At 72.6% G+C, this 23,313-nt stretch carries 25 protein-coding genes; 9 read left to right on the top strand and 16 right to left on the bottom strand.

The annotated features are described in order from the left end of the window. Positions 1 to 68 precede the first annotated feature (68 nt). From ygfZ to ACZ4EF_RS19680, 7 genes are all read right to left on the bottom strand, one after another. A complete protein-coding gene (gene ygfZ, locus ACZ4EF_RS19710; RefSeq protein WP_355341940.1) occupies positions 69 to 1,079 on the bottom strand; it encodes a CAF17-like 4Fe-4S cluster assembly/insertion protein YgfZ in 1,011 nt (336 codons plus the stop codon). Positions 1,080 to 1,108: 29 nt separating this feature from the next. Further along, positions 1,109 to 1,546 (bottom strand): Fur family transcriptional regulator, encoded by a 438-nt coding sequence (locus ACZ4EF_RS19705; protein ID WP_355341937.1) that lies wholly within the window; start codon positions 1,544 to 1,546, stop codon positions 1,109 to 1,111. A gap of 139 nt (positions 1,547 to 1,685) precedes the next feature. Further along, positions 1,686 to 2,249 (bottom strand): heme-binding beta-barrel domain-containing protein, encoded by a 564-nt coding sequence (locus ACZ4EF_RS19700; protein ID WP_355341934.1) that lies wholly within the window; start codon positions 2,247 to 2,249, stop codon positions 1,686 to 1,688. 258 nt (positions 2,250 to 2,507) lie between these two features. Continuing rightward, a complete protein-coding gene (locus tag ACZ4EF_RS19695) occupies positions 2,508 to 3,422 on the bottom strand; it encodes a hypothetical protein (RefSeq protein ID WP_467505644.1) in 915 nt (304 codons plus the stop codon). After that, the gene (locus tag ACZ4EF_RS19690; protein ID WP_467505642.1) at positions 3,422 to 4,291 is read right to left on the bottom strand and encodes a hypothetical protein; all 870 of its coding nucleotides are present in this window, start codon (positions 4,289 to 4,291) and stop codon (positions 3,422 to 3,424) included. The genes ACZ4EF_RS19695 and ACZ4EF_RS19690 overlap by 1 nt, the downstream gene beginning before the upstream one ends. Beyond that, positions 4,288 to 5,130 (bottom strand): hypothetical protein, encoded by an 843-nt coding sequence (locus ACZ4EF_RS19685; protein ID WP_467505640.1) that lies wholly within the window; start codon positions 5,128 to 5,130, stop codon positions 4,288 to 4,290. Before ACZ4EF_RS19685 ends, ACZ4EF_RS19690 begins: the two co-directional genes overlap by 4 nt. A gap of 54 nt (positions 5,131 to 5,184) precedes the next feature. Then, positions 5,185 to 5,928, bottom strand: a complete 744-nt coding sequence (locus ACZ4EF_RS19680; RefSeq protein ID WP_401313726.1) for a hypothetical protein — start codon at positions 5,926 to 5,928, stop codon at positions 5,185 to 5,187. A 181-nt stretch (positions 5,929 to 6,109) separates the two neighbouring features. Between ACZ4EF_RS19680 and ACZ4EF_RS19675 the strand changes: the two genes are divergently transcribed. After that, on the top strand, positions 6,110 to 6,472 hold the full coding sequence (locus tag ACZ4EF_RS19675; protein WP_355341920.1) for a DsrE family protein: 363 nt from the start codon (positions 6,110 to 6,112) through the stop codon (positions 6,470 to 6,472). 11 nt (positions 6,473 to 6,483) lie between these two features. Here the strand turns inward: ACZ4EF_RS19675 and ACZ4EF_RS19670 are convergent, their stop codons facing one another. From ACZ4EF_RS19670 to ACZ4EF_RS19635, 8 genes are all read right to left on the bottom strand, one after another. Next, positions 6,484 to 6,870: a DUF3099 domain-containing protein gene (locus ACZ4EF_RS19670; protein WP_355341917.1), complete on the bottom strand. Its 387-nt coding sequence runs from the start codon at positions 6,868 to 6,870 to the stop codon at positions 6,484 to 6,486. Positions 6,871 to 6,990: 120 nt separating this feature from the next. Continuing rightward, complete coding sequence (locus tag ACZ4EF_RS19665) at positions 6,991 to 7,281, bottom strand: DUF1416 domain-containing protein (protein WP_355341914.1); 291 nt, start codon at positions 7,279 to 7,281, stop codon at positions 6,991 to 6,993. A gap of 19 nt (positions 7,282 to 7,300) precedes the next feature. Further along, positions 7,301 to 8,137 (bottom strand): sulfurtransferase, encoded by an 837-nt coding sequence (locus tag ACZ4EF_RS19660; RefSeq protein WP_355341911.1) that lies wholly within the window; start codon positions 8,135 to 8,137, stop codon positions 7,301 to 7,303. A 167-nt stretch (positions 8,138 to 8,304) separates the two neighbouring features. Then, positions 8,305 to 8,385 (bottom strand): putative leader peptide, encoded by an 81-nt coding sequence (locus tag ACZ4EF_RS19655; RefSeq protein WP_355342331.1) that lies wholly within the window; start codon positions 8,383 to 8,385, stop codon positions 8,305 to 8,307. 236 nt (positions 8,386 to 8,621) lie between these two features. After that, a complete protein-coding gene (locus ACZ4EF_RS19650; RefSeq protein ID WP_355341908.1) occupies positions 8,622 to 9,323 on the bottom strand; it encodes an LmeA family phospholipid-binding protein in 702 nt (233 codons plus the stop codon). Between the two features lie 247 nt (positions 9,324 to 9,570). Next, positions 9,571 to 11,211 (bottom strand): hypothetical protein, encoded by a 1,641-nt coding sequence (locus ACZ4EF_RS19645; protein WP_467505636.1) that lies wholly within the window; start codon positions 11,209 to 11,211, stop codon positions 9,571 to 9,573. Between the two features lies 1 nt (position 11,212). After that, positions 11,213 to 11,500 (bottom strand): MoaD/ThiS family protein, encoded by a 288-nt coding sequence (locus ACZ4EF_RS19640; protein WP_391049740.1) that lies wholly within the window; start codon positions 11,498 to 11,500, stop codon positions 11,213 to 11,215. Positions 11,501 to 11,613: 113 nt separating this feature from the next. Continuing rightward, positions 11,614 to 12,468 (bottom strand): alpha/beta hydrolase, encoded by an 855-nt coding sequence (locus ACZ4EF_RS19635; RefSeq protein ID WP_391049742.1) that lies wholly within the window; start codon positions 12,466 to 12,468, stop codon positions 11,614 to 11,616. A 441-nt stretch (positions 12,469 to 12,909) separates the two neighbouring features. On the opposite strand from ACZ4EF_RS19635, the gene ACZ4EF_RS19630 reads away from it, so the two are divergent. From ACZ4EF_RS19630 to ACZ4EF_RS19605, 6 genes are all read left to right on the top strand, one after another. Next, positions 12,910 to 13,704: a response regulator transcription factor gene (locus ACZ4EF_RS19630; protein ID WP_355341896.1), complete on the top strand. Its 795-nt coding sequence runs from the start codon at positions 12,910 to 12,912 to the stop codon at positions 13,702 to 13,704. Positions 13,705 to 13,747: 43 nt separating this feature from the next. Next, positions 13,748 to 14,773, top strand: a complete 1,026-nt coding sequence (locus ACZ4EF_RS19625; protein ID WP_355341893.1) for a LacI family DNA-binding transcriptional regulator — start codon at positions 13,748 to 13,750, stop codon at positions 14,771 to 14,773. A 221-nt stretch (positions 14,774 to 14,994) separates the two neighbouring features. Next, positions 14,995 to 16,194, top strand: a complete 1,200-nt coding sequence (locus tag ACZ4EF_RS19620) for a S1C family serine protease (protein ID WP_467505633.1) — start codon at positions 14,995 to 14,997, stop codon at positions 16,192 to 16,194. Between the two features lie 159 nt (positions 16,195 to 16,353). Further along, complete coding sequence (locus ACZ4EF_RS19615; RefSeq protein WP_467505632.1) at positions 16,354 to 16,635, top strand: hypothetical protein; 282 nt, start codon at positions 16,354 to 16,356, stop codon at positions 16,633 to 16,635. A gap of 48 nt (positions 16,636 to 16,683) precedes the next feature. Further along, positions 16,684 to 17,424, top strand: a complete 741-nt coding sequence (locus ACZ4EF_RS19610; protein WP_391049797.1) for a response regulator transcription factor — start codon at positions 16,684 to 16,686, stop codon at positions 17,422 to 17,424. Beyond that, positions 17,421 to 18,884: a sensor histidine kinase gene (locus tag ACZ4EF_RS19605; RefSeq protein WP_355341884.1), complete on the top strand. Its 1,464-nt coding sequence runs from the start codon at positions 17,421 to 17,423 to the stop codon at positions 18,882 to 18,884. The genes ACZ4EF_RS19610 and ACZ4EF_RS19605 overlap by 4 nt, the downstream gene beginning before the upstream one ends. A gap of 14 nt (positions 18,885 to 18,898) precedes the next feature. Here ACZ4EF_RS19605 and ACZ4EF_RS19600 read toward each other — a convergent pair whose 3' ends face one another. Next, positions 18,899 to 20,698: a bifunctional metallophosphatase/5'-nucleotidase gene (locus ACZ4EF_RS19600; protein WP_467505630.1), complete on the bottom strand. Its 1,800-nt coding sequence runs from the start codon at positions 20,696 to 20,698 to the stop codon at positions 18,899 to 18,901. Between the two features lie 294 nt (positions 20,699 to 20,992). Here ACZ4EF_RS19600 and ACZ4EF_RS19595 point away from each other — a divergent pair, with 294 nt between their 5' ends. Together ACZ4EF_RS19595 and mshD are read left to right on the top strand one after the other, a co-directional pair. Further along, entirely contained in the window at positions 20,993 to 22,189 is a 1,197-nt protein-coding gene (locus tag ACZ4EF_RS19595; RefSeq protein ID WP_467505628.1) for an MFS transporter, read from the top strand. A 68-nt stretch (positions 22,190 to 22,257) separates the two neighbouring features. Further along, positions 22,258 to 23,199 carry a mycothiol synthase gene (gene mshD, locus ACZ4EF_RS19590; protein ID WP_467505626.1) on the top strand — a complete coding sequence of 314 codons (942 nt, stop codon included), beginning with the start codon at positions 22,258 to 22,260 and terminating at the stop codon, positions 23,197 to 23,199. The last annotated feature ends 114 nt before the right edge of the window (positions 23,200 to 23,313 follow it).

Below are 23,313 nucleotides of genomic sequence, written 5' to 3'. Positions count from 1 at the left end.
CGGAGCCCGCGCCCCCGACAGCGGCCTCACCGCACCCGCGCCCCGAAATGCCACACGCGCCAACGGACCTACGGCGCCACGACCGTCTCCTGCGACGCCGCCGTCTGCTCCGCCATCAGCACCGCGTCCTCCGGCGTGTTCCGCTTCACCAGGGCCAGTGCGATCGGCCCCAGCTCCCAGTGCCGGGCCGAGGACGTGACGAAGCCGATCGCGCGGCCGTCCTCGCCGTCCGAGGCGAGCCGGACCGGGGCGCCGTGGCCCGGCAGCCGCACCTCGCTGCCGTCCAGGTGCAGAAAGACCAGACGGCGCGGCGGGCGGCCGAGGTTCTGGACGCGGGCGACCGTCTCCTGTCCGCGGTAGCAGCCCTTCTGGAGGTGCACCGCGGTCTCCAGCCAGCCCAGCTCGTGCGGGATCGTACGATGATCGGTCTCCAGGCCCAGCCGCGGCCGGTGCGCCTCGATGCGCAGCGCCTCCAGGGCCAGCGCGCCGATCGGCGGCGCGGCCTTCGCGGCGAAGGACTCCAGCTCGGCGCGCGGCACGAAGACGTCCCGGCCGTACGCGGTCTCCCGTACGGCCCACTCCGACGGCACCGCCGTGATCGAACCGGCGGGCAGGTACACCACCGCGTAAGCGTCCGTGGCGTCCGCGGTCTCGACGCGGTAGAAGAACTTCATGCTCTCCAGGTAGGCGAGCAGCGCGCCCTGCGTGCCGGGCTCGACGTGCATCCAGGTCGTGGTGCCGTCGTCCACCAGGTACAGGGCGTGCTCGATGTGGCCGTTCGCCGACAGGACCAGCGCCTCGGTCGCCTGCCGGGGGGGAAGTTTCTCGACGTGCTGGGTGAGCAGCAGGTGCAGCCAGGACAGCCGGTCGTCGCCGGACACCGTCACCACACCGCGGTGCGACTGGTCCACGAAGCCGGTGCCGTCCGCGAGGGCGCGCTGCTCGCGGAAGAGGTCGCCGTAGTGCGCGGCCACTCCCTCGTCGGGGCCCTCGGCGAGGACAGCGCCGGGCAGCGACAGCAAAGGACTCTTCTTCACGCCGGTGGTCGCGCCGTCCGTCATGTTCACGCCGTCAGTCATGCCGTCAAGACTACGACTCCGCGCCGGTGCTACGACTCCGCGTCCGAACGCCTGTCCGCGCAGTCCCGGCAGCGGCCGAATATGGCGAAGTGCTTCATGTCCGTCTCGAAGCCCAGCTCCGCGCGCAGCCCGTCCTTCAGCGGCTCGGCCAGCGCGACCGGCACCTCCGTGACGGAGTCGCAGTCGCGGCAGACCAGGTGCATGTGGTCGTGCCGGTCGGCGAGGTGGTACGTGGGGGCGCCGTGGCCGAGGTGGGCGTGGCTGACCAGGTCCAGCTCTTCCAGCAGCTCAAGGGTCCGGTAGACGGTGGAGATGTTGATCCCCGAGGCGGTCTTGCGGACCTCGCACAGGATGTCGTCGGGCGTCGCGTGCTCCAGTACGTCCACGGCCTCCAGCACGAGCTGGCGCTGGGGCGTGAGCCGGTAGCCGCGCTGCCGCAGATCGGTCTTCCAGTCGATGGTCACCACACGGCCAGTGTAGGACCGTCCCGGAAAGCCGACCGTCCCGGAAAGGCGACCCTGGCTTCCCCGGCGTACGCGGGGCGCGGACCCGGGCGTACGCGCGATGCCGGGGCGTACGGCCGGCTCCGCCTCCGTGGAGCCCGGCCTACTTGAAGAAGGCGATGCCGTCGTCCGGCAGGTCCTTCAGGTCGGCGGCCCACTCCCGCGGGTCCACGACCTTCTTCAGGTGCGCCGACATGTACGCGCGCAGCGGCACCGCGGGGGTGGCCTTCTCGCCGACCCACATCAGGTCGCTGTTCACGTACCCGTACAGCCGCTTGCCGCCGCTGTAGTCGGGCGCGCCCGCGAGCCGTGCCACGGCGTCCGTGACCAGGTCGATCTGCGGCTTGCCGTCGGCCAGCTCGCCGGTCCAGATCTCCACGACGCCCTCGTCACGCGTGGTGGTGACGTCGACCTTGCGGTCCTTGTCGATCCGCCAGAAGCCGCTCTCGCTCTCCAGCGGCCTGACCTTCTTGCCCGCTTCGTCCAGCACCCACGAGTGCGAGGTGTACTCCAGGAACGGGCGGCCGTCGTGCGTGAAGACGACCTCCTGCCCGAAGTTGCACTTCTCGGAGCCCGGGAAGTCGTGGACGCCCGCGCCCTCCCACCGGCCGAGCAGGAACACCAGCGGTACGAGGTCGGGGTGCAGGTCGGACGGGATCTCGATCATGTCAGCGCTGGCCCTGGTAGAGCTTCTTCACCGCGTAGAACGCGAAGAGCGCGACGCCCAGGCAGACGAGCACGAGCAGGGCGTCGTAGACATACTCAATTTGCACGGGACGTGCTCCTCGGACGGATCATGCGGACGGGCCGCGCACGAGTCTAGTGCGCCGCCCGTCCGAAGGCGCGGCCAGGCCGCGTGACGTGCGCCCCAGCGCCCCGCCCCGCCGCCCCGCCGCCCCGCCCCGCCGCCCGCGGCTTCAGGCGCTCAGCCGAGCAGTTGCGCCTGAAGCCGTACGGTCTGGCGGAACGGCACCGCGGGTGTGCCCCGCTTGACGCCCGCCTGCCGGCCCGTCGACTGCACGACCAGCGCCAGCGTGTCCCCGGCGTGGACGAAGGCGTACCGCGTCGCCGTGTCGTCGTACGGCGGGGTCTGGGCGTACGCGGAGACGGTGACGGGGACGGGCAGGGAGTCCGACTCCACGGAGTTGTCGCCCTCCTTGCTGTCGACGCCGGTCAGCGTCGTGTACTCGGCGCTGGTGGCGTAGTCACCGGCGTAGGCGGTGCTGACGAACTGCACGAGGTAGATCTGCGTACGGGTGCCGTCCGGCATGGACCAGGCGCGGCCCGCGATGTGCCGCAGGCCCTGTGCCGTGAGCGTGGTCCCGGCGGCGGCGCGGTCGCCGACGTCGAACCGCCCGACGTAGTCCTCGGCGGGCACCCAGCCCTTGACGCCGGGCAGCATGGTGTCCTCGACGGCGCCTTCGGGCAGCGGCAGCAGCAGTGACCTGAGGTCGGCGTAGTGGCGGCCCGAGGGGTTGACGCCCGTGTCCAGCGCGCCCGGCTTGCCCGCGGGCAGCTTCGGCAGCGCCAGCGGCGGAAACGTCCACCGGCCGTCGTCCGGCGTCTTGAGCCCCGGCACCTTCGTCCGCTCCGGCTGCGTCACCGCGTACGCCGTCGCCCCGCCGAACGCCGCGAAGACCAGAACGGCGGCCGTCCACCGCGCCAGCGCCCGCAGCCGCCGCCTCGGGCGGCGGGTCACGGGAAGGAGGTGCGGCTCGACGGCCGGCGCGTCGCCGGGCCCCTGGGACTCCGGCCGGGACTCGGAAAGCCGCTCCGGCTGAGACGGCGGCTGCGGCGCGAGGGGGGTGGCGGGCTGAGCCGCAGGCGAATTGTCGGGCATCAGACGGCCTCTCCCGGGTCCTTGATGCGGTCGAGTTGCTGGGCGAGGAGTTTGGCGGCCTCGTTCTTCTGGAGCGGGACGACACCGGAGGCGGTGACCGTGACCATGAGGTCGCCCTCGGTGGCCTGGCAGAGCATCTCGTCGAGTCTTTCGCCGGGCTCGGTCGGCGGCAGCACGCACGTCGCGCCGGGGTGGCCGTCGATCGTGGGCCCGTTGCGGAAGACGCCCAGCGCCTTGGTGAACTCGGTGAAGTAGTCGGTCTGGGCGTGCGCCGCCGTTTTGTTCTTCATCTGGACGATCTCGATCTCGACGATCAGATTCTCGATCGACCGGTACGTCCGCATGCCCGCGCCCTCGATGTGCAGCTGCGCGAGAGCCTTCTCCGTCTTCGCGCGCTGCTTCTTCGTCAGCCCGCCGAGGTCGCCCTTGACCAGGTCGGCGGCCTTCGTCGCGTTCAGTTCCACGTCGTTGCCGAAGCCCTCGACGTCCGGCCCCGGCCCGTAACCGGCGGGCATCGGCAGCAGCAGCTCACTCAGCCTGCCGTAGTGGCTGCCGCCGGACTTCGCGCCGAACTCCTCGGTGGCGGTCGGCGCGGGCGGCGTCCAGGGCGTGGCCACGGCGGGCTTGGCCGACGTGCCGTCGTCGCGCTGTTTCAGCACCGCGTAGCCGATCCCCCCGCCCGCCGCGACGGCCACCAGGGCGCCGACGGCGATCAGCGCGGGCCCGCGCCGCGACCGTACGGGAGCGGGCACGGGCGCGGGAGCGGGCGCGGGCACGGGTGCCGGAGCGGGAGCGGGCGGGGGTACTGCCGGGGGCCCGAAGGGGGCGGCGGGGACGGACGGCGGTACGTTCTCGGGCTCGTCGGTCACAGCCGCTCCAGTTGCCGCTTGATGAGGGACAGGACGGCCTTGACCTTGACCGGGTGCTCCGAGTCCAGGACGACCTCGACGAAGAGGTTGCCGACGCGGGCGAATCCGATGCCCCGGTACTGCGGCAGATAGCCGTCGCTCTCGTACGGCATTCCCGAGCCCCACGCCTGGCCGTCGGCGGTGCCGGGCACGGGCGCGTTGTGGGCGAAGTGCGGGTTGGTGCCCGCGGCTCCCACCTGCTCGGTGAGGTGCCTGCCGGTGTACAGGGTCGCCTCGTCACGGAACTGCACGACTTCCACATGGGAGAAGTCGTGGGGGGGGTCCGTCCAGCCGGCGCCCGCCACCCGGCGGAAGTCGTTCTGGGCCAGCCGGGTGAAGGCGATGTCGGGGCGGCCGTAGCCGTCGGCGTATTCGACCAGCGACTGCCAGCCGCGTTCCAGCTCCTTCGTACCCTTCGTCTTCGGCGTCGGCACGAGCAGTTTCAGCAGGTCGCCGTCGTAGACCGCGTTCCGGTCCTGGGCGACGGGGAGGGCCGGGACGTCCGGGCCCGTCCCCCTCGGCTGGGCCAGCGCGGGGCCGGTCAGCGGGGGCAGCGGCGTCGGCTCACGGTCGTGCTGGATCTTGTAGCCCACGCCTCCCCCGGCCAGCACGCCGAGCACCAGCGCGGCGGCGATCAGCAGCGTCGTGCGCCCGCGCGGGCGCGGCGAGCGCGGCGGGTGCGGCGGCGTGGGCGGGAGGCCCTGCGCGGGCGGCGTGGGCGGGAAGTCCGGCGCGGGCGGCGCCTCGGGCTCCGGCTCGGGGCCCCGCTCCTGGGCAGGGGTGTCTTCGGACAGGGACAAGGGGATCTCCACGAGATGGTTCGGAAGGAGAAGGTCGCGCGGCCGGACCCGAGGTCAGTGACCGGTCTTCAGCCGCTGGAACTGGGCGTCGAGCAGGCGCTGGACCAGCGCGGCGGACGGTGCCTTGCCGCCGGTCAGGGTGATCGTGATGTGGACGTCGCCCTGGTGGGCGACGGCGACCACGGCGCTGGTGCTCTCGGCCGAGGAGGACTGGAGGTTGTAGGCGCGGGCCGGATAGGCGGTGGTCAGCGGAATCCGGGCACCCTGGTACGAGTGCTGCGCGTCGTACGCGGCGGTCTGTTCCGCGCTGCCGAAGCGGATCAGCCGGGCGCTGACCTCGAAGGCCCCGTCCCCGGTGAGGTAGGTGCGGTAGGCGCCGGTCCGGAAGCCGTACGTCTTCAGGGCCGCTCGGGCGTCGGACGGGTCGGAGGCGCTGCCCGCGATGTCGTCGGCGGTGTACGGCGAGCCGTCCGGGTCGCCGTAGACGTCGGCGTCCGAGGGCGCGGGGAGCAGGAAGAAGCGCAGGTCACCGGTGTGGACGCCGTGCGAGACCCGGCCCGGGACGCGCGCGGCGGCCGTGGGGGCTGCCGAAGAGGGCGTGGCCGCGCCGGTCGTCGGGGCCGCTGTCGCGGCGGAGGGCCTGGCGGGCGGGGCGACGGACGCGTCGGCGTGGCCGGAGGAGGAGCCGAGGGCGACGACCGCCCCCGCTGTCACGGCCGCCACGGCGACCAGTCCGGCCACGGCGCCGAACAGCGCGCCACGGCCGCGGCGGCGTACGCCACCGTCGTTCAGTTCCACAGAAGCCCCCCCGGGCGTACACGCGTGCGATGCACGCGGACTCGCATTATGTCGAGACGACACAGCGGCTTCACAACGAAATTTGCCGACGCCTGCGTGACGTACGACACAACCGGAGGGCAGAGGTGCCACCGGTACGGGTGCGGTGCGGCTCCGGGACGGCTGCGCCTACGCTGGCCGGATGGCGAAGAAGCTCGTGATCAAGGTGACGGCGGGCGCCGACGCGCCCGAGCGGTGCTCGCAGGCGTTCACGGTGGCGGCGGTCGCGGTGGCCAGCGGAGTGGAGGTCTCGCTCTGGCTGACCGGTGAGTCCGCGTGGTTCGCGCTGCCCGGCCGCGCGGCGGAGTTCGAGCTGCCGCACGCGGCGCCGCTGCCGGATCTGATCGACGCGGTGCTCGCCGCCGGGCAGGTCACCTTGTGCTCGCAGTGCGCGGCCCGCCGTGACATCAAGGAACAGGACGTCATCGCGGGCGTACGGATCGCGGGCGCGCAGCTCTTCGTCAGCGAGATCATGCCGGACGGCGTGCAGGCGCTGGTCTACTGAAGGCGCGGGCGCTACGGCGGACCGCCGCGGTCCAGCTCGTCCCACCACCGGTCGGACTCCGGGTCGCCGGACGAACCGTAGCTCTGGCGCTCGGACCGCGCCGGGGTCATCCTCCGGTGCTCCTCCATCGAGGTCGCGCCCGGCGGGGGCGGGTCATCGCGCTCTTTCCCGGTCGGCTTGCGCTCCTCGGGCCGCAGCGGCTCCTCGTCCCACCACCGGTCCTCAGGGCCCTTCCGGTTCGCCACGATCGCCGCGACCGGCGGGATCACCATCGCCACCAGGCACATCGCGATGGCCGCCGGCACCGACCAGATGCGGACAACCGACCACGCCATGACGAACAGCACCACGCAGGTGCCCATCATGGCGAAATACCAGTGACGGCGACGCGCGTTCACCCTTCAACGGTACGTCCGCCACGCCGGATCAGCACCCGCCGCGCACCCCCCGCCGGACGGGGTTCCGGCACAGCGAAGGGCCGCGCCCCCTTGCGCGGGGTGCGGCCCTTCACGGCGGGGTCAGACCGCGATGGCGACCTCGGACGGGGCGCCCTGCTGGGCGACGACGGTGCGGTCGACGGTGGCGCCGGGGACGAGGGCGCGGAGCGTCCAGGTACCGGGGGCCGCGAAGAAACGGAACTGCCCGGTCGCGGAGACCGGCACCTCGGCGGTGAACTCGCCGCCGCCGTCGAGCAGCCGGACGTAACCGGTGACCGGCTCGCCGTCGCGGGTCACCGATCCCTGGATGATCGTCTCTTTCGCCACGTCAACTCCTGCCAGATCGGGCCCACCGGCCTTGGCTCCACACATAACGTTCAGTCCTCCGGGGTCAGTTGGAGCCGAGCTCGATCGGAACGCCGACCAGCGAGCCGTATTCGGTCCACGAGCCGTCGTAGTTCTTGACGTTGGCCTGGCCGAGCAGCTCGTGCAGCACGAACCAGGTGAGCGCGGAGCGCTCGCCGATGCGGCAGTACGCGATGGTGTCCTTGGCCAGGTCGACCTGCTCCTCGGCGTACAGCGCCGTCAGCTCGTCGTCCGACTTGAAGGTGCCGTCGTCGTTGGCGTTCTTCGACCACGGGATGTTGCGGGCGCTCGGCACGTGGCCGGGGCGCTGCGACTGCTCCTGCGGGAGGTGCGCCGGGGCGAGCAGCTTGCCGGAGAACTCGTCGGGCGAGCGGACGTCGACCAGGTTCAGCGAACCGATCGCGGCCACGACGTCGTCGCGGTAGGCGCGGATCGAGGTGTCCTGCTCCTTGGCCTTGTACGTGGTCGCGGGGCGCTCAGGCACGTCCACGGCCAGGTCGCGGGAGTCCAGCTCCCACTTCTTGCGGCCGCCGTCGAGCAGCTTCACGGAGTCGTGGCCGTACAGCTTGAAGTACCAGTAGGCGTAGGAGGCGAACCAGTTGTTGTTGCCGCCGTAGAGCACCACGGTGTCGTCGTTGGCGATGCCCTTGGCGGACAGCAGCGCCTCGAAGCCGGCCTGGTCCACGAAGTCGCGGCGGACCGGGTCCTGGAGGTCGGTCTTCCAGTCGATGCGGACGGCGTTCTTGATGTGGTTCTTGTCGTAGGCCGAGGTGTCCTCGTCGACCTCGACAATGACCACCTTGGGGTCGTCGATGTGGGCCTCGACCCAGTCGGCGTCCACCAGGACGTCACTGCGGCTCATCTTGTTTCTCCTCCGGGGCAGTACGGATGTGCGGTGCGCGACGGGCGCGCGGGGCTTGCGAGGGATACGCGATGCGCGTGATGCGCGGGGATTCGCCTGGCAGGCAGGGGAGGCAGGCTGCGCCGGGGGCCGTTACGGCCGGCATCGGCACGGAGGAACCGCCACCCCTAGGGCATGCGACAGAGCATGGCGGCGACGCGGCACAGGTCGACTGCCCGCCGCTTCGTGAGATCCGCCTGTCGCTTCATGGTCCCGATCGTAGGGATATCAACCCGTAGGTGTCACCGTCGTGTCATATACCGAGACAAGATTGTCCGCATGGCGGAATCACCATGCCACGCAACCCGTGTCTCGGCCCGTCCGGCGGCCTGCCGACGGCGTACGAGCGGCTTAATACCCCATGCCGGACCGTTCCGAACCACCCGATCGGGCGATACGGTCACCCCGCCCACCTGCGGAGGACTGCGGTACGGACACCGCCGTCTCAGTTGGCGAGAACGACGTTCTTGCCGCCCGCCGCCACCGACAGCCCGTCCGGCGTGCTGGTCACGGACGTCAGCGCGATCCCGGAGGGCAGGTGGGTGAGCTGCCGGGTGAAGTCGATCTGCTGCCGCACCTGGTCCTCCAGGCCCAGCTCGGTGAACGCCTTCGGCAGCTCCGCCGCCTGGAGGCCGATCTCGTCGGCGCCGCGCACCGTCACCTCGCTGAGCACGCTCAGCCTCGCGCCCATGAACTCGCCGGTGATCTTGACCAGCGCGCCGCCGTCCTTGCTCTTGGCGTCGCCCGCCGACGAGACCGTGATCCCGGTGGGCGCGGCCTTCGTCAGGTCCTCGTAGGTGAGGAAGGCGATGCCGTCGGCGGTGTCCGCGACCGCCCGCCGGTAGCTGTCGGAGAGCCGTACGCCGTGCAGGTCGGCGTGGAAGGAGTCGATCCGCAGCGTCTGCTCGCCGTTGCCCGCCGCGATGTCCTTCGCGGAGATCTTGACCTCGTCCAGCTTGCCGCCGGCGGCCTGGGTGAGGAACGGGAAGCCCTCGATGGACACCTTGGGCTTGGTGGTCAGGCCCTCGGTGAGCGCGGCGCGGTCGGCGGCCTTGTTCTGCGCCACCGACACCGTGATCCGGTCGGCCGCGACGAAGAGGCCGCCGAGGATCACCAGGACGATCAGAACTGTCCGCGCCACTCGCATGTGCTGTCGCTCCCCGCTCGTTCCCCGCTGATCTCCCCTCAGCCCTGACGGCGGGGCAGACCCGACGGTTCCCCGCGCGGCCAACCGTTACCGCGGCTCAATCCGCCCTTCACACGGTGCGCACGTGACCTGTGCGCCGCCTGTGCGAACAATTCACCGCCCACGGGGACGGACCACCGCCCGGGCAGACGGATCACCGCCCGCGCGGACGGATCACCGCGCGGGCGGATCGAGCCGGTGGTCGCCGTCAGCCCGTGAGGACGCGGCCGAGGATGTAGACGGCCGGGGCCGCGGCGGTCAGCGGCAGCGCCACACCCGCGGTGAAGTGCACGAAACGGGACGGGAAGTCGTAGCTGGCGACCCGCAGGCCGATCAGCGCGCAGACACCGCAGGCCGCGGCGAGCAGGACGGCGTCCCCGCCGCTCATCCCGGTGGCCGGTCCGGTGGCGAAGCCGGTGGCCGCGGCGGCCAGCAGCGCCACGACGACGGAGGCGGCGCCCGGCAGCGGGAGGGCGCGGACGAGGGCCGCCAGGGCCACCGCGACGGCGCCGACCACGACCGGATCGGACCCGGCGTCGGAGGCCGCGGTGGCGAGGTAGCCCGCCGCGACGACCGTGAGCAGCGTGGACGCGGAGGTCGCCGTCAGCGAGGACATGCGTTCGTCGGCCGAGCCGTGGTGCCGCAGTTGCAGGACGAGCACGAGGAGCAGCCATACGCCGAGGGTGCCGATCAGCACCGCGGGGCCGTGGTCGTCACCGGCGATCAGCAGGCCGATGTCGGCGGTCACGCCGGACAGGAACGCCAGCGCGATGCCCTGCCGGGCGGGCCACATGCCGTTGAGCCGGAACCATCCGGCCGCCGTCACCGCCTGGAGCACCACCAGCAGCACCGCGAGGCCCGGCTTGCCGAGCGCCGCGCCGCCCGCCATCAGCAGGCCGAGCGCCGCCGTCAGCGCCGCGGGCTCCAGCCCGGGGGCGATGATCGGTGAGCCGGTCCTGACCGGTGCCTGCGGCTGCCCCTGGGCCGGGGACTGGCCCTGGCCCTGGTCGCCGTGCCTGCCCGGCGTCTGCTGCGGCAGGCTCTCGACCACCGGCAGCACGGCGGTCTGCTCGACCCCGCCCGCCTGCGGGTGCGGGTGCGCCGCTCCCTGGGCCCAGTCCGCGCCTCCCGCGTGCCCGCCCCACGCGTCCCCGGGCGTCGGCGGCGCGTACGGCGCCCCCGGCTCCGAGTACGGCGGCATGGGCCCGGCCAGCGGCTCCGGCACGTACGTCCGGCCCCCGTCCGGGTAGTCCCCGTATTCGCGCGCGCCATACCCCTCGTCGTGGCCGCCGACCGGATAGACCCCGGCCCCCTGACCGGCGTGCCGGCCGCCGCCGTCCTGACCGTCACCGGCGTACGCGCCACCGGGCGCCGCGTATCCCTGGCCCGCGTATCCCTGACCCGCGGGCCCGCCGGGTGCCTGGCCGCCGTACGAACCGCCGCCGGTTCCGCCGTACCCGGCGTCCTGGCCCGCGCCGTGGCCGCCGCCCGGATACGCGGTCCCGCCGTTGTCCCCGGGCGCTCCGTACCCCGCGGCCGGGTAGCCCTCGGGCGCCTGGCCGCCGTACGGGCCCCCGTGGCTGCCGTACCCGGAGTCGTGTCCCTCGGGTGCGTAGGAGCCAGGGACGTAGGTGCCGCCGTGGCCCTCGGCCGGGTACGTGCCGGGGAGCTGACCGCCGTAGCCGGGGTCGTAGCCACCGCCGGTTGGCGCGTCACCCGGGGCTCGGTGCCTGGCGTGGTTCGGGTCGGACGGGGAGCGGCCGTCGTGGTCGCCCTGGGCGGTGTCCGGGTCCGCGGGCCGCCGGCCGGATTCGTCGCCGGGCTGGAAGCCGTGCCATTCGTTGGTCATGTCATCCTCCCGCGAACGGTGGGAGGACCTCCACCGTGCCGCCGTCGGCCAGTGCGACCGAAGTGTGGTCCCGGGTGCCGACGGGGTTGCCGTCGACGAGGTAGGAGCTGCGCAGCAGGACGCGGGCGAACTCCGGGCGCTGGGCGTGCCGTTCGCGTGCGGCGGCCAGGGCGTCGGCGAGGGTCGCCGCGCGGTACGGCTCCTCCGCCGTGCCCGCGGCGGCCTTGGCGGCGGCCCAGTAGCGGATCGTGCCCGCCGCCGGGCGCGCGGCCGTGTCGGGTGCGGCCATCGCGGCTCCGTCCTTCGTTCTGTCCTGTGCTCGCCGTACGTGTCACTTGCCGTGCGTGTCACTCGCCGTGCGTGTCTGACGTGTGGTGCGGCGTCCATCATGGCCCGTCCACGTCACCTCGCGGGAACGCGGCCCGTCAGCCAGTCGCCGATCCGGCGCAGCAGCGCGTCGTCCGCGGCGTTCTCCGCGTGGCCGAAACCGGGTTCGATCCACAGCTCCGCCCGGTCCCGCCCGGCCGCGTCGGCCAGCGAGAGCGGGTGGTCCAGCGGGAAGTATCCGTCCCGGTCGCCGTGCACGATGAGCAGCGGGATGTCCGGGTCGATCAGCGGGACGGCCTCGACCGGGGAGAGCGGCACCGGGTCCCAGTCCGCCGCGCGGATGCGGGTCTTCAGGCCGAGCCGCGAGACCAGGCGGCCCGCCGGGCGGGTGATCGCCCAGTGCACGCGGCGCATGGGCGCGGTGCCGCGGTAGTACCAGCGGGCGGGCGAGCTGACGGAGACGACCGCGTCCACACGCGCCGGTGAATGCGCCGTCGTGCGCCCGTCACGCGCCGGGCGCACGACCCCCCGCCCGTCCACCCGCGCGTTCCGTCGTACGTCGCCACGTACGCCGTCCCCGCCTGCGTCGTTGCCGCGTACGTCATGAGGCCCCGCCGCCGAGCACACCGCCGCGTGCACCGTCTGTCCCGCCGCGTGCCGCAGGACCACGGAGCCGCCCATGGAGAAGCCGACGGTGGCCACCCGCCGGTAGCCGAGGCGGCGGGCCCAGGAGACGGCCGCGTCGAGGTCGAGCACTTCGAGATCGCCGACCGTGGACAGGCCGCCGGACCGCCCGTGACCGCGGAAGGAGAAGGTCACGACACCGGCCGAACCGCCGAGGACACGGGCCGCCCTGCGCACCGCGGGCCGCTCCAGCGCACCGGTGAATCCATGGGCCACGACGATCGCCAATTCGCGCTCTTCGGCCATCGATTCGCGCACTTCGGCCGCCGATTCACCCCTCGAATCGGCGGCCGATTCACGGGTCGTTTCGACGCGCCGGACATCACCTGTCCGGTCCGCCGTATCGACCGCCGATTCCGTGTCCGCGGGCCGGTGTTCCGCCTCGATCCGTACGCCGTCGGCCGTCAGGAGCGTTCTCCGCCCAGCGGCATTACCGTCGCCGGAAGTGATCGGTGCTACACGGAAACGCTGGTCATCGGTCTCGGCAGGGCTGTCCATGTGGGCTATTCTTCCGTGCAAGAGGACCTGGGCAATGTCGCCCCCGGGTCCTTTCGTGCTTTCCGGCACGAGGTACGTCCTCGCAGGGACCGAGGAGGGTTCGGAAATGAGCAAGCGCACCGCGTGCGGAAACCGCGCACAGCCACGAGCACACCGACGAAACGTCCGGACGACCGACGGGAGCTGCCGGTGAGTTCTCTCCTGCTTCTGACCAATGCCCTCCAGCCCTCCACCGAAGTGCTGCCCGCGCTCGGGCTGCTGCTGCACAGCGTCCGCGTGGCGCCCGCCGAGGGCCCGGCCCTGGTGGACACCCCGGGCGCGGACGTGATCCTGATCGACGGCCGCCGCGATCTGCCGCAGGTGCGCAGCCTGTGTCAGCTCCTGCGCTCGACCGGGCCCGGCTGCCCGCTGATGCTGGTCGTCACCGAGGGCGGACTCGCCGCGGTGACCGCGGACTGGGGGATCGACGACGTGCTGCTGGACACCGCGGGTCCCGCCGAGGTGGAGGCCCGGCTGCGGCTGGCCATGGGCCGTCAGCAGATCACCACGGACGACAGCCCGATGGAGATCCGCAACGGCGACCTGTCGGTCGACGAGGCCACGTACAGCGCGAAGCTCAAGGGCCGGGTTCTGGACCTGACCTTCAAGGAGTTCGAGCTGCTGAAGTACCTGGCGCAGCACCCGGGCCGGGTCTTCACCCGCGCCCAGCTCCTCCAGGAGGTGTGGGGCTACGACTACTTCGGCGGCACCCGCACGGTGGACGTGCACGTACGGCGGCTGCGCGCCAAGCTCGGCGTGGAGCACGAGTCGCTGATCGGCACCGTCCGCAATGTCGGCTACCGCTTCGTGACCCCGGAGAAAGTCGAGCGGGCCGCCGAGGAGGCCGCCAGGAGCGAGGCCGCGCAGGGCCGCGGGCCGCAGCGTTCCGACGAGCCCGCGGACGTCCCCGTCGAGCGGCTGAAATCCGCCGAACAGACCGTATGACGAGCCATGTGACGACTGGATAGACACGCGTAGACTGCGCGACGTGCCCAAGGTGACGCGTGACGACGTGGCAAGGCTGGCGGGGACGTCCACCGCGGTCGTCAGCTACGTCATCAACAACGGACCCCGGCCGGTAGCCCCGGCCACCCGCGAGCGCGTGCTCGCGGCCATCAAGCAGCTCGGCTACCGCCCGGACCGTGTGGCCCAGGCGATGGCGAGCCGCCGTACCGACCTCATCGGCCTGATCGTGCCCGACGCGCGCCAGCCGTTCTTCGCGGAGATGGCGCACGCGGTGGAACAGGCCGCGTCGGACCGCGGGAAGATGGTGCTGGTCGGGAACTCCGACTACCTCGACGAACGCGAGGTGCACTACCTGCGGGCCTTCCTCGGCATGCGGGTCTCCGGGCTGATCCTGATCAGCCAGGGCCCCAGCGAGAACGCGGCGACCGAGATCGACGCCTGGGACGCGCGTGTGGTGCTGCTGCACGAGCGGCCCGAGGCGATCGACGACATCGCCGTGGTCACCGACGACATCGGCGGCGCGCAGCTCGCCACCCGCCACCTGCTGGAGCACGGCCACGCGTACGTGGCCTGCCTCGGCGGCATGGAGAAGACGCCGGTGATCGGCGACCCCGTCACCGACCACGTGGTCGGCTGGCAGCGGGCCATGCAGGAGGCGGGGCGGTCCACGGAGGGCCGCCTTTTCCAGGCCCCGTACAACCGGTACGACGCCTACGAGGTCGCGCTGGGCCTGCTGGCCGGGCCCGACCGGCCGCCAGCCATCTTCTGCGCCACCGACGACCAGGCGATCGGCGTGCTGCGCGCCGCGCGTGAGCTGCGGATCGACGTGCCGGAACAGCTCGCGGTCGCCGGGTTCGACGACGTGAAGGAGGCCGCGCTCGCCGATCCGCCGCTGACCACGGTCGCCTCCGACCGGCAGGCGATGGCCAGGGCGGCGGTGGACGCGGTGCTCGACGACTCGCTGCGGGTGCCGGGCGCCCGGCGCGAGCGGCTGCGGCAGTTCCCCTCCCGGCTCGTGGTGCGGGGGTCGTGCGGCTGCCACGGGTAGCCGCGGGAGCCGGGGCGCACGGCCGCCGCGCGTAGCCGTACGCGCGGCGGTGCACGGGCGGCGGTGTACGGGCGGTCGCGGGCGGGCCGCGGTGTACGGGCGGTCGCGGGCGGTCGGGACCGGGCGTTCCCGATCTTGTTTATATGGGGCATACCCACTTCTGCCGGGCTTCTCAGCGAGTGCTCAGGAAGCTCTCATCTTCCGGGCACAGAGTCATTGTCATGACCGAGAGCAGCCGCACCGGCGGCGAACACCAGAACCCGGACGAACCGCAGCTTCCGCTCTACTTCGGCAATGAGGCCCCCCAGGTCTCCGAGCCGGAGGCCCCGCAGTACCGCCAGGCCCCCGACTACGACGCCCCCTCCGCGACCGGCTTCCCGCCGCCGCCCCCGTACGACCCCGCCACGCCCGCCGTCGCCGGGGCGTCGCCCGCTCCCCGCCGCAAGGCCCGCAAGCCCGTCGCGCTGTTCGCCGCCGTCGCGCTCGCGGCCGGTGTGATCGGCGGCGGCGCGGGAGCCCTGATCGGCAACGCGACGCACGACAACGGAACGACGACGACGGCCAGTTCGGCGGTCAACGCGAGCGTCGTGAACGGCAGCGTCAGCAGCGTGGCCAAGGCGGTCAGCCCCAGCGTCGTCGAGATCAACGCGACGTCCGGCGCGGGCAAGTCCACCGGCGCCGGTGTCATCATCACCAGCGGCGGCGAGATCATCACCAACAACCACGTGGTCGCCGGATCGACCTCGGTGTCCGTGACGTACAGCAACGGCAAGACGGCCACCGCGACGGTGGTCGGCACCGACTCCGCCAAGGACCTCGCGCTGATCAAGGTGCAGGGTGCCAGCGGACTGCCCGCGGCCACGCTCGGCGACTCCTCGAACATCGCCGTCGGCGACTCGGTGGTGGCCATCGGCTCCCCCGAGGGCCTGACCGGCACCGTCACCAGCGGCATCGTGTCCTCGCTCAACCGCGACGTGACCGTGTCCACCGACGAGAACCAGGGCCAAGGCCAGGGCGGCCAGGGCAACGGCCAGTGGCCGTTCTCCTTCGGCGGCAACCAGTACAACGGCGACACCGGCAACTCCACCACCACGTACAAGGCGATCCAGACCGACGCCTCGCTCAACCCGGGCAACTCCGGCGGCGCCCTGATCAACATGAGCGGCCAGATCATCGGCATCAACTCCGCGATGTACTCCGACGCCTCCTCCTCGGGCAGCAGCTCCGGCAGCGTCGGCCTCGGCTTCGCGATCCCGATCAACACCGTGAAGTCCGACCTCGCGAGCCTGCGCGCGGGCGGCACCAGCGGCAGCGGCAGCGGCACGACCGACAACAACGGCAGCAGCAGCGGGAACGGCAACGGCAACGGCAACGGGAGCAGCACCGGCGGTAACAGCGGCGGCGGCTTCGGCGGCTTCTGAGCCGACGGGACCGCGGGCACGCGGAACAGCTGAGGGGCCGCCCTCGCCCCTCCGCCTCACCGACCCTCCGCCTCACCGACCCTCCGCCTACCCAACCGTCCGTCCCCCCCGCCCCTCCGGAAAGAACGGCACCACCCCGAACCACCCTGGGAGAACGCCATGAGCAGCAGCACCCTCACCGTCAGCGCCAACCGGCTGCGCCGCGCCCTCAGTGCCGCCGTCTCCTGGAGTCCGCACAACGCGGCCGTCGCCACCGGGCCCGCCGATCTCGACCTGCCGCTCGCCCACATCGCCGCCAGCGCGGCCCGCGACGCGGCGGCGGACCGGGCCGTCCGGCGGGAGTCGGCCCCGCGCCCCGCCGAGGTCTCCGCCTCCGCGAAACCCGTGAGCCGCGCGCACCGCGGGACCGCACGACGCGGGACGCGCGCCGTGCGACGCTGAGAGAGTTCCGGCACCATTCCGATGTCCATCAGTGAGGTACCCGACACCATGAGCCCCGGCGACAGCGGCGAGGCCCCCGCCCGCATCCTGATCGTGGACGACGAGCCCGCCGTACGGGAGGCCCTGCGCCGCAGCCTCGCCTTCGAGGGGTACGACACCGCCCTGGCCGCGGACGGGCTCGCCGCCCTCGACCAGGCGGAGGCGTACCGCCCCGACGCGATCGTGCTCGACGTCCTCATGCCGCGCATGGACGGCCTCACCACGGCGCGCCGCCTGCGCGCCACCGGAGTGACCACCCCGATCCTCATGCTCACCGCGCGGGACACCGTCGGCGACCGCGTCACCGGCCTCGACGCGGGCGCCGACGACTACCTCGTCAAGCCCTTCGAGCTGGACGAGCTGCTGGCCCGGCTCAGAGCCCTGCTGCGGCGCAGTTCCTACGCCACCGTCGGCCACGAAGGCGACGGTGGCGGCCACGCGCTCACCTTCGCCGATCTGCGGATGGACACCACCACCCGCGAGGTCACCAGGGACGGGCGCCCGGTCGAGCTGACCCGGACCGAGTACACCCTGCTGGAGCTCTTCCTCACCCACCCGCGCCAGGTCCTCACCCGCGAGCAGATCCTCAAGTCCGTCTGGGGCTTCGACTTCGAGCCCTCGTCCAACTCCCTCGACGTCTACGTCATGTACCTGCGGCGCAAGACCGAGGCGGGCGGCATGCGACGGCTCGTCCACACGGTACGAGGAGTGGGGTACGTCCTGCGCGCCCCGGACGGCGGCCACGCGTGAAGCGGCTCCCCCTGAGGTCCCGGCTCACCATCCTCACCGCGGCGGCGGTGGCCGTGGCGGTGGCGGTGGTGTCGCTGGTCTGCTGGCTGCTGGTGCGCGACCAGCTCATGAGCGAGCTGGACAAGTCGCTGCGCCAGCCGGACATCGTGCCGGTGCAGCAGATCTCGCGCACGCTCAACACCCAGGGCTGCCAGTCGAGCGTTCCGGCGATGAACAGCACGCAGGGCGCCAACGGCGGCTCCGTCGGCTTCATCACCACCAACACCCTGGCCCAGGTGGTGCTCTCCGACGGCACGCCCTGCTGGGTGCAGGGCCGTACGACCATCCCCGTCGGCCCCGCCGACCACGCGGTCGCGGACGGCCAGCGACGCGACGCCCTCCACACGGTGACCGCGCCCAACGGCCAGAAGCTGCGCGTCTACACCTCACAGGCACGGATCAATCTCCAGCCGGCGGCGATTTCCGTGGCCCGGCCACTGAGCGATGTCGACCGCCCGCTGACCACCCTGGCCTGGGTCCTGCTGGCCGTCGCCGGGATCGGCGTGGTCGGCGCGGCGAGCGCGGGGCTGTGGATCGCGCGGACGGGGCTGCGGCCGGTGGACCGGCTGACGGAGACGGTGGAGCACATCGCCCGCACCGAGGATCTGAACGTCAACATCCCGGTGGAGGGTGAGGACGAGATCGCCCGGCTGAGCGCGTCGTTCAACGCGATGACGGCCGCGCTGGCGTCGTCGCGCGACCGGCAGCAGCAGCTCATCGCGGACGCGGGGCACGAACTGCGCACGCCGCTCACGTCGTTGCGGACCAACATCGAGCTGTTGGAGCGCAGTGAGGCCACCGGCCGGGCGATCCCGCCGGAGGACCGCAAGGCGCTGATGGCGTCGGTGAAGGCGCAGATGACCGAACTGGCCTCGCTGATCGGCGACTTGCAGGAGCTGTCCCGGCCGGACGCCGTACCGACCCTTGAGGTGGTGGCGCTGCACGAGAGCGCGGAGACGGCGCTGGAGCGTGCGCGGCTGCGCGGGCCCGACCTGAAGATCAGCGCGGAGCTGGCGCCCTGGTATGTGCGGGCGGAGCCCGCCGCGTTGGAGCGGGCGATCGTCAATCTGCTGGACAACGCGGTGAAGTTCAGCCCGCCCGGCGGCGGGATCGAGGTGCGGCTGGCCGACGGGCAGCTCACCGTACGCGATCACGGGCCGGGCATCCCGGAGGACGAACTGCCGCATGTCTTCGAGCGGTTCTGGCGGTCGCCGTCGGCGCGGTCGCTGCCGGGCAGCGGGCTCGGGCTGTCGATCGTGGCGCGCACGGTGCAGCAGTCGGGCGGCGAGGTCGCGCTGACCCGGGCGCCGGGGGGCGGCACGCTCGCCGCCCTCCGGCTGCCGGGAGCGCCGACCGCGCCGCCCGAGGGGCCCGCCGTGTCGTCCGGCGGCTCCACCGTATTCGCCGGTTTCGACGAATGACCGTGCTCTGAGCCCTACTTGATGACGGTGACCCGGTCGGCGGCGGGCGGGGCGAGGGGCGCCGCGGCCGTGGAGTGGGCGGTCAGGTAGGTGGCGAAGGCGGCCAGGTCGTCGCCGCCGATCAGCAGGGACGTGCCCTGGGCGAGGACGGGGAAGCCGTCGCCGCCGCCGGTCAGGAAGTTGTTCATCGCGACGCGGTAGTTGGCGGCGGGGTCGATCGGGGCGCCGTTGAGCTTGACGGAGTCCGCGACGACGCGCGCCGCGCCGGACTTGGTCAGGTCGAGCGTGTAGGTGAGCCCGGCCGAGATCTGGAGGATCTTCGTCGCCGCCTCGTTCGGCCCGCTGACCTGCTGCTGGAGCGCGGTCACGAGCTGCGCGCCGGTCAGCGTCTCCAGGTTCACGGTGTTGCTGAACGGCTGTACGGCGAAGCCCTCGGCGTAGGTGACGACGCCGTCGCCCTCGTTGCCGGAGGCCGCGTAGACCAGGTCGGTGCGGATGCCGCCGGGGTTCATGAACGCGATCTGCGTGGTCGGGTCGAGGGTCTTGGCGTATTCGAGCTGCGCGTCGGCGATGAGGTCGCCCAGCGGCGTCTCGTTGGTGCCGGTGCGGGCGATGTCGCCGCTGATCCAGCCGACGGTGCGGTTGGCGATCGGGGCGGCCAGCGCGTTCCAGCGGGTGATCAGCGAGGTCATGTCGGCGGCCTTGGGCTGGACGCGGTCCACGACGTGGTTGCTGCCCTTGACCGAGGTGCGCACGATGTCGCCGGTGCGCTTGTCGACCTTCATGTCCAGCTCGGTGTAGAGCCGCCCGAAGGACGAGGCGCTGGTGACCAGCCGGGGCTTGCCCGCGGGGTCGGGGATGGTGCAGACGTACGCGTTGTGGGTGTGGCCGGTGACCAGCGCGTCGACGTCCGGCGAGATCTTCTTCGCGATGTCCACGATCGGGCCGGAGATGCCGGTGCCGGGACCGCCGCTGTCGCAGTCGTAGTTGTAGCTGCCGGAGACCGGGAAGCCGCCCTCGTGGATCAGCGCGACGACCGACTTGACGCCCCGCTTGCGCAGTTCGGCCGTGTACTTGTTGACCGTCTCGGCCTCGTCGAGGAACTTCAGGCCCTTCACACCGGACGCGGTGACGATGTTCGGGGTGCCCTTGAGCGTGACGCCGATGAAGCCGACGCGGACGCCCTTGACGTTCTTGATCGTGTACGGGGCGAGCAGCGGGCGGCCGGTCTTCTCGTTGACGACGTTCGCCGACAGGATCGGGTAGTCGGCGCCCTTGAACTTCTTGCCCTTCTCGTAGCAGCCCTCGACCGGGTGGCAGCCGCCGTTCTGGAGACGGAGCAGTTCGTCCTTGCCCTCGTCGAACTCGTGGTTGCCGACGCCGGTGACGTCGAGGCCGATCTTGTTCATCGCCTCGACGGTGGGCTCGTCGTGGAAGAGGCCGGACAGCAGCGGGCTCGCGCCGACCAGGTCGCCCGCGGCGACGGTCAGCGAACGGTCGTGGCCCTTGCGGGCGTTGCGCAGGCTGGTCGCCAGGTACTCGACGCCACCGGCGTCGATGGTCTTGACGGTGCCGTCGGCCTGCTGCTCGGTGACGCGGCCGGAGGAGCCGGCCGGGGGCTCCAGATTGCCGTGGAAGTCGTTGATCGTCAGCAACTGGAGGTCGACCGTGTTGCCGGACTGCCCGTGGCCCGGCTTTCCGGGGTGGCCGGGCCGGTCGTGGCCGCCACCGTGCTGGGCGGGCCCGGCCGCGACAAGCGCGCCGACGGCCACGAGCCCGACGGCCGCGACGGAGATTCTGCGCGTCAGAGACATGGATCCCCTCGGATCAAGGACTGGCGTCGGCTGGGGTCAGCCGCCGTCAGATGAAGTCAACAACTGGTCAAATACGGGTCACGCGGAGGGCAGCATAGAGTCAACGCGCGTAGCGCGGCAGGGGGGCGGGGGTTAAGACCCGGTTACCGCCCGGTGGGCCGGGATCGTCCGGGTGAGGTCCGGTGGCGCGATGTCGCCGCACCGGGTCTCACGATGCGAAACGAACTGTCTCAAACTGCGGAGCAGCCGCCATAGTTGGATGCACCACCCACTCACCGAGGAGGTGCTTCCGACGTGCGTCGTTGGATCATGCTGGCGCTGGGAACGGCCGCGCAGACCGCGGCCTGCGCCTTCGTGTACGGGGTCCCGTATCTGGCCGACGAGCTGCGCGGCCAGCAGGGGCTGAGCCTCACGCGGGTCGGTTTCCTGGTGGCGTGCCCGACCGCGGGTCTGGTGCTCGCGCTCTATCTGTGGGGCGCGGCGGCCGACCGGTGGGGCGAGCGGGTGGTGATCGCGCTCGGCCTCGGCATCGCGGCCGGCGCTCTCGGCGGGGCCGCCTGGGCCGCGCACGGCATGGTCGCGCTCGGCGCGCTGCTGGTGCTGGCGGGCGCGTCCGGCGCCTCGGTCTACTCGGCCAGCGGACGCCTGGTGATGGGCTGGTTCTCCGCCGAGGAGCGCGGGCTGGCCATGGGCATCCGGCAGACCTCCACCCCGCTCGGCATGGGCGTGGCCGCCCTCGCCATGCCGCCGCTGGCCGCCGCGCACGGGCTGCGCGGCGCCTTCGGCTTCCTCGCCGCGATCTGCGCCGTCATCGCCGTGCTGATCGCGGTCTTCGCCGCCGACCCGGCGCGCGCCGAGGCCGCCGCGGCAGGACCCGCGCCGAACCCGTACCGCGGCTCGCGGCTGCTGCCCCGCATCCACGGGTCGGCCGCGCTGCTGGTGATCCCGCAGTTCACCGCGGGGGCCTTCGCGCTGGTGCTGCTGGTCGACGTACGCGGCTGGTCGCCGGTGCACGCCGGGCAGCTCATCGCCGTCGCCCAAGGTCTGGGCGCGGTGTCCCGCATCCTGGTCGGCCGCTGGTCGGACCGGGTCGGCGACCGGCTGCGGCCGATGCGGCAGCTCGCCGTCCTGACCACCGCCGTGGTGGCCGCCACCGCCGTGAGCACCGCCTTCCCCTCCCCGCTGACCCCCGTGCTGCTGGTCGCCGCCATCGCGATCACCTCAAGCACCAACGGCCTGTCCTTCACCTCCACCGCCGAGCACGCGGGCCCCGCCTGGTCGGGTCGCGCCCTCGGGGTCCACAACACCGGCCAGAATCTGACCGCCGCCGTCGTCCCGCCGGTCATGGCCGCCGTCATCTCGGCCACCGCCTACTGGCCCGGCTTCGCCCTCGCCGCCGCCACGACCTGCGTCTCCGCCGTCCTCATCCCGATCCCCCGCCGCGCCGCCCCCGCCGACGCCGAGGGCGCCCGCCGTACGGTCTCGGCCTGACCGACGCTTTCGGCTCCGCGGGCACCCGCCGCCACCGATGCCGGGGGCACCCGCCGTACGATCTCCGCATGACCGACGCGCGGATCGAGGCCCTGACAGAACTGCCCGCTGACACCGCCGAAGCGGTGCTCGGCCTGATCGAGGCGGCGACCGCCGCGGACGGGCAGCCCGCCGTCTCCGAGAGCGGACGGCTCCATGTGCGCGGCGGCGCGCGCGAGGGCGTACGGCACCTGCTGCTGTGGACGCCTGGACAGGACGGGGCCGGGGGGGCCGACGGGGCCGGGGCCGACCTCACCGGATACGCGCAGATCGACGGCTCGGACCCGGTCGAGGCGCCCTCCGCCGAACTCGTCGTCCACCCCGCGCGGCGCTCCCGCGGCCACGGCCGCACCCTGGCCGCGGCCCTTCTGGACGCCACCGGCAGGCGCGTACGCGTCTGGGCCCACGGCGGGCACCCCGCCGCCCGGCACCTCGCCGTCCAGCTCGGCCTCAAGCTCTTCCGCGAGCTGCGGCAGATGCGGCGGCCCCTGACCCCGGACGCCGCCGACCTCCCCGAGCCGCGGCTGCCCGACGGCATCACCGTCCGCACCTTCGTCCCCGGGCGCGACGACGCCGCGTGGCTCGCCGTCAACGCCGCCGCCTTCGCCCACCACCCCGAGCAGGGCTCCCTCACCCAGCGCGACCTCTCCGACCGCCTCGCCGAGCCCTGGTTCGACCCCGCCGGCTTCTTCCTCGCCTTCCGCGGCGACGACCTCGTCGGCTTCCACTGGACCAAAGTCCACCCCGAAGGGCTGGGCGAGGTCTACGTCGTCGGCGTCCTCCCCGCCGAGCAGGGTTCCGGCCTCGGCCGCGCCCTCACCGCCGTCGGGCTCCGCCACCTCGCCCGTGACCGCCGCCTTCCCGCCGCCCTGCTCTACGTCGACGCCGACAACCCCGCCGCCCTCTCCGTCTACGAACGCCTCGGCTTCACCACCCACGAGGTCGACCTCATGTACCGCACCGAAACCTAAGCCCCCCCCCCCCCCCCCCCCGGGCCTTCCCCTCGGGGGGGCGGGCCCCAGGGCCCTCCCCCCCATCCACGACCTTTTTTTTTTGGGGGGGGGGGGGTGGGCCGCAGAACCAGC

This window comes from Streptomyces sp. NPDC025721, assembly GCF_055558595.1.
This window is presented reverse-complemented; position numbering and strand designations above follow the sequence as displayed.

What these genes read in the sequence shown, in the direction of transcription:
- ygfZ (WP_355341940.1), bottom strand. Translation starts at nt 1,079, where the DNA reads ATGACTGACGGCGTGAACATGACGGACGGCGCGACCACCGGCGTGAAG.
- ACZ4EF_RS19700 (WP_355341934.1), bottom strand. Translation starts at nt 2,249, where the DNA reads ATGATCGAGATCCCGTCCGACCTGCACCCCGACCTCGTACCGCTGGTG.
- ACZ4EF_RS19695 (WP_467505644.1), bottom strand. Translation starts at nt 3,422, where the DNA reads ATGCCCGACAATTCGCCTGCGGCTCAGCCCGCCACCCCCCTCGCGCCG.
- ACZ4EF_RS19675 (WP_355341920.1), top strand. Translation starts at nt 6,110, where the DNA reads ATGGCGAAGAAGCTCGTGATCAAGGTGACGGCGGGCGCCGACGCGCCC.
- ACZ4EF_RS19665 (WP_355341914.1), bottom strand. Translation starts at nt 7,281, where the DNA reads ATGTGTGGAGCCAAGGCCGGTGGGCCCGATCTGGCAGGAGTTGACGTG.
- ACZ4EF_RS19660 (WP_355341911.1), bottom strand. Translation starts at nt 8,137, where the DNA reads ATGAGCCGCAGTGACGTCCTGGTGGACGCCGACTGGGTCGAGGCCCAC.
- ACZ4EF_RS19655 (WP_355342331.1), bottom strand. Translation starts at nt 8,385, where the DNA reads ATGAAGCGACAGGCGGATCTCACGAAGCGGCGGGCAGTCGACCTGTGC.
- ACZ4EF_RS19650 (WP_355341908.1), bottom strand. Translation starts at nt 9,323, where the DNA reads ATGCGAGTGGCGCGGACAGTTCTGATCGTCCTGGTGATCCTCGGCGGC.
- ACZ4EF_RS19645 (WP_467505636.1), bottom strand. Translation starts at nt 11,211, where the DNA reads ATGACCAACGAATGGCACGGCTTCCAGCCCGGCGACGAATCCGGCCGG.
- ACZ4EF_RS19640 (WP_391049740.1), bottom strand. Translation starts at nt 11,500, where the DNA reads ATGGCCGCACCCGACACGGCCGCGCGCCCGGCGGCGGGCACGATCCGC.
- ACZ4EF_RS19635 (WP_391049742.1), bottom strand. Translation starts at nt 12,468, where the DNA reads ATGGCCGAAGAGCGCGAATTGGCGATCGTCGTGGCCCATGGATTCACC.
- ACZ4EF_RS19620 (WP_467505633.1), top strand. Translation starts at nt 14,995, where the DNA reads ATGACCGAGAGCAGCCGCACCGGCGGCGAACACCAGAACCCGGACGAA.
- ACZ4EF_RS19615 (WP_467505632.1), top strand. Translation starts at nt 16,354, where the DNA reads ATGAGCAGCAGCACCCTCACCGTCAGCGCCAACCGGCTGCGCCGCGCC.
- ACZ4EF_RS19610 (WP_391049797.1), top strand. Translation starts at nt 16,684, where the DNA reads ATGAGCCCCGGCGACAGCGGCGAGGCCCCCGCCCGCATCCTGATCGTG.
- ACZ4EF_RS19600 (WP_467505630.1), bottom strand. Translation starts at nt 20,698, where the DNA reads ATGTCTCTGACGCGCAGAATCTCCGTCGCGGCCGTCGGGCTCGTGGCC.
- mshD (WP_467505626.1), top strand. Translation starts at nt 22,258, where the DNA reads ATGACCGACGCGCGGATCGAGGCCCTGACAGAACTGCCCGCTGACACC.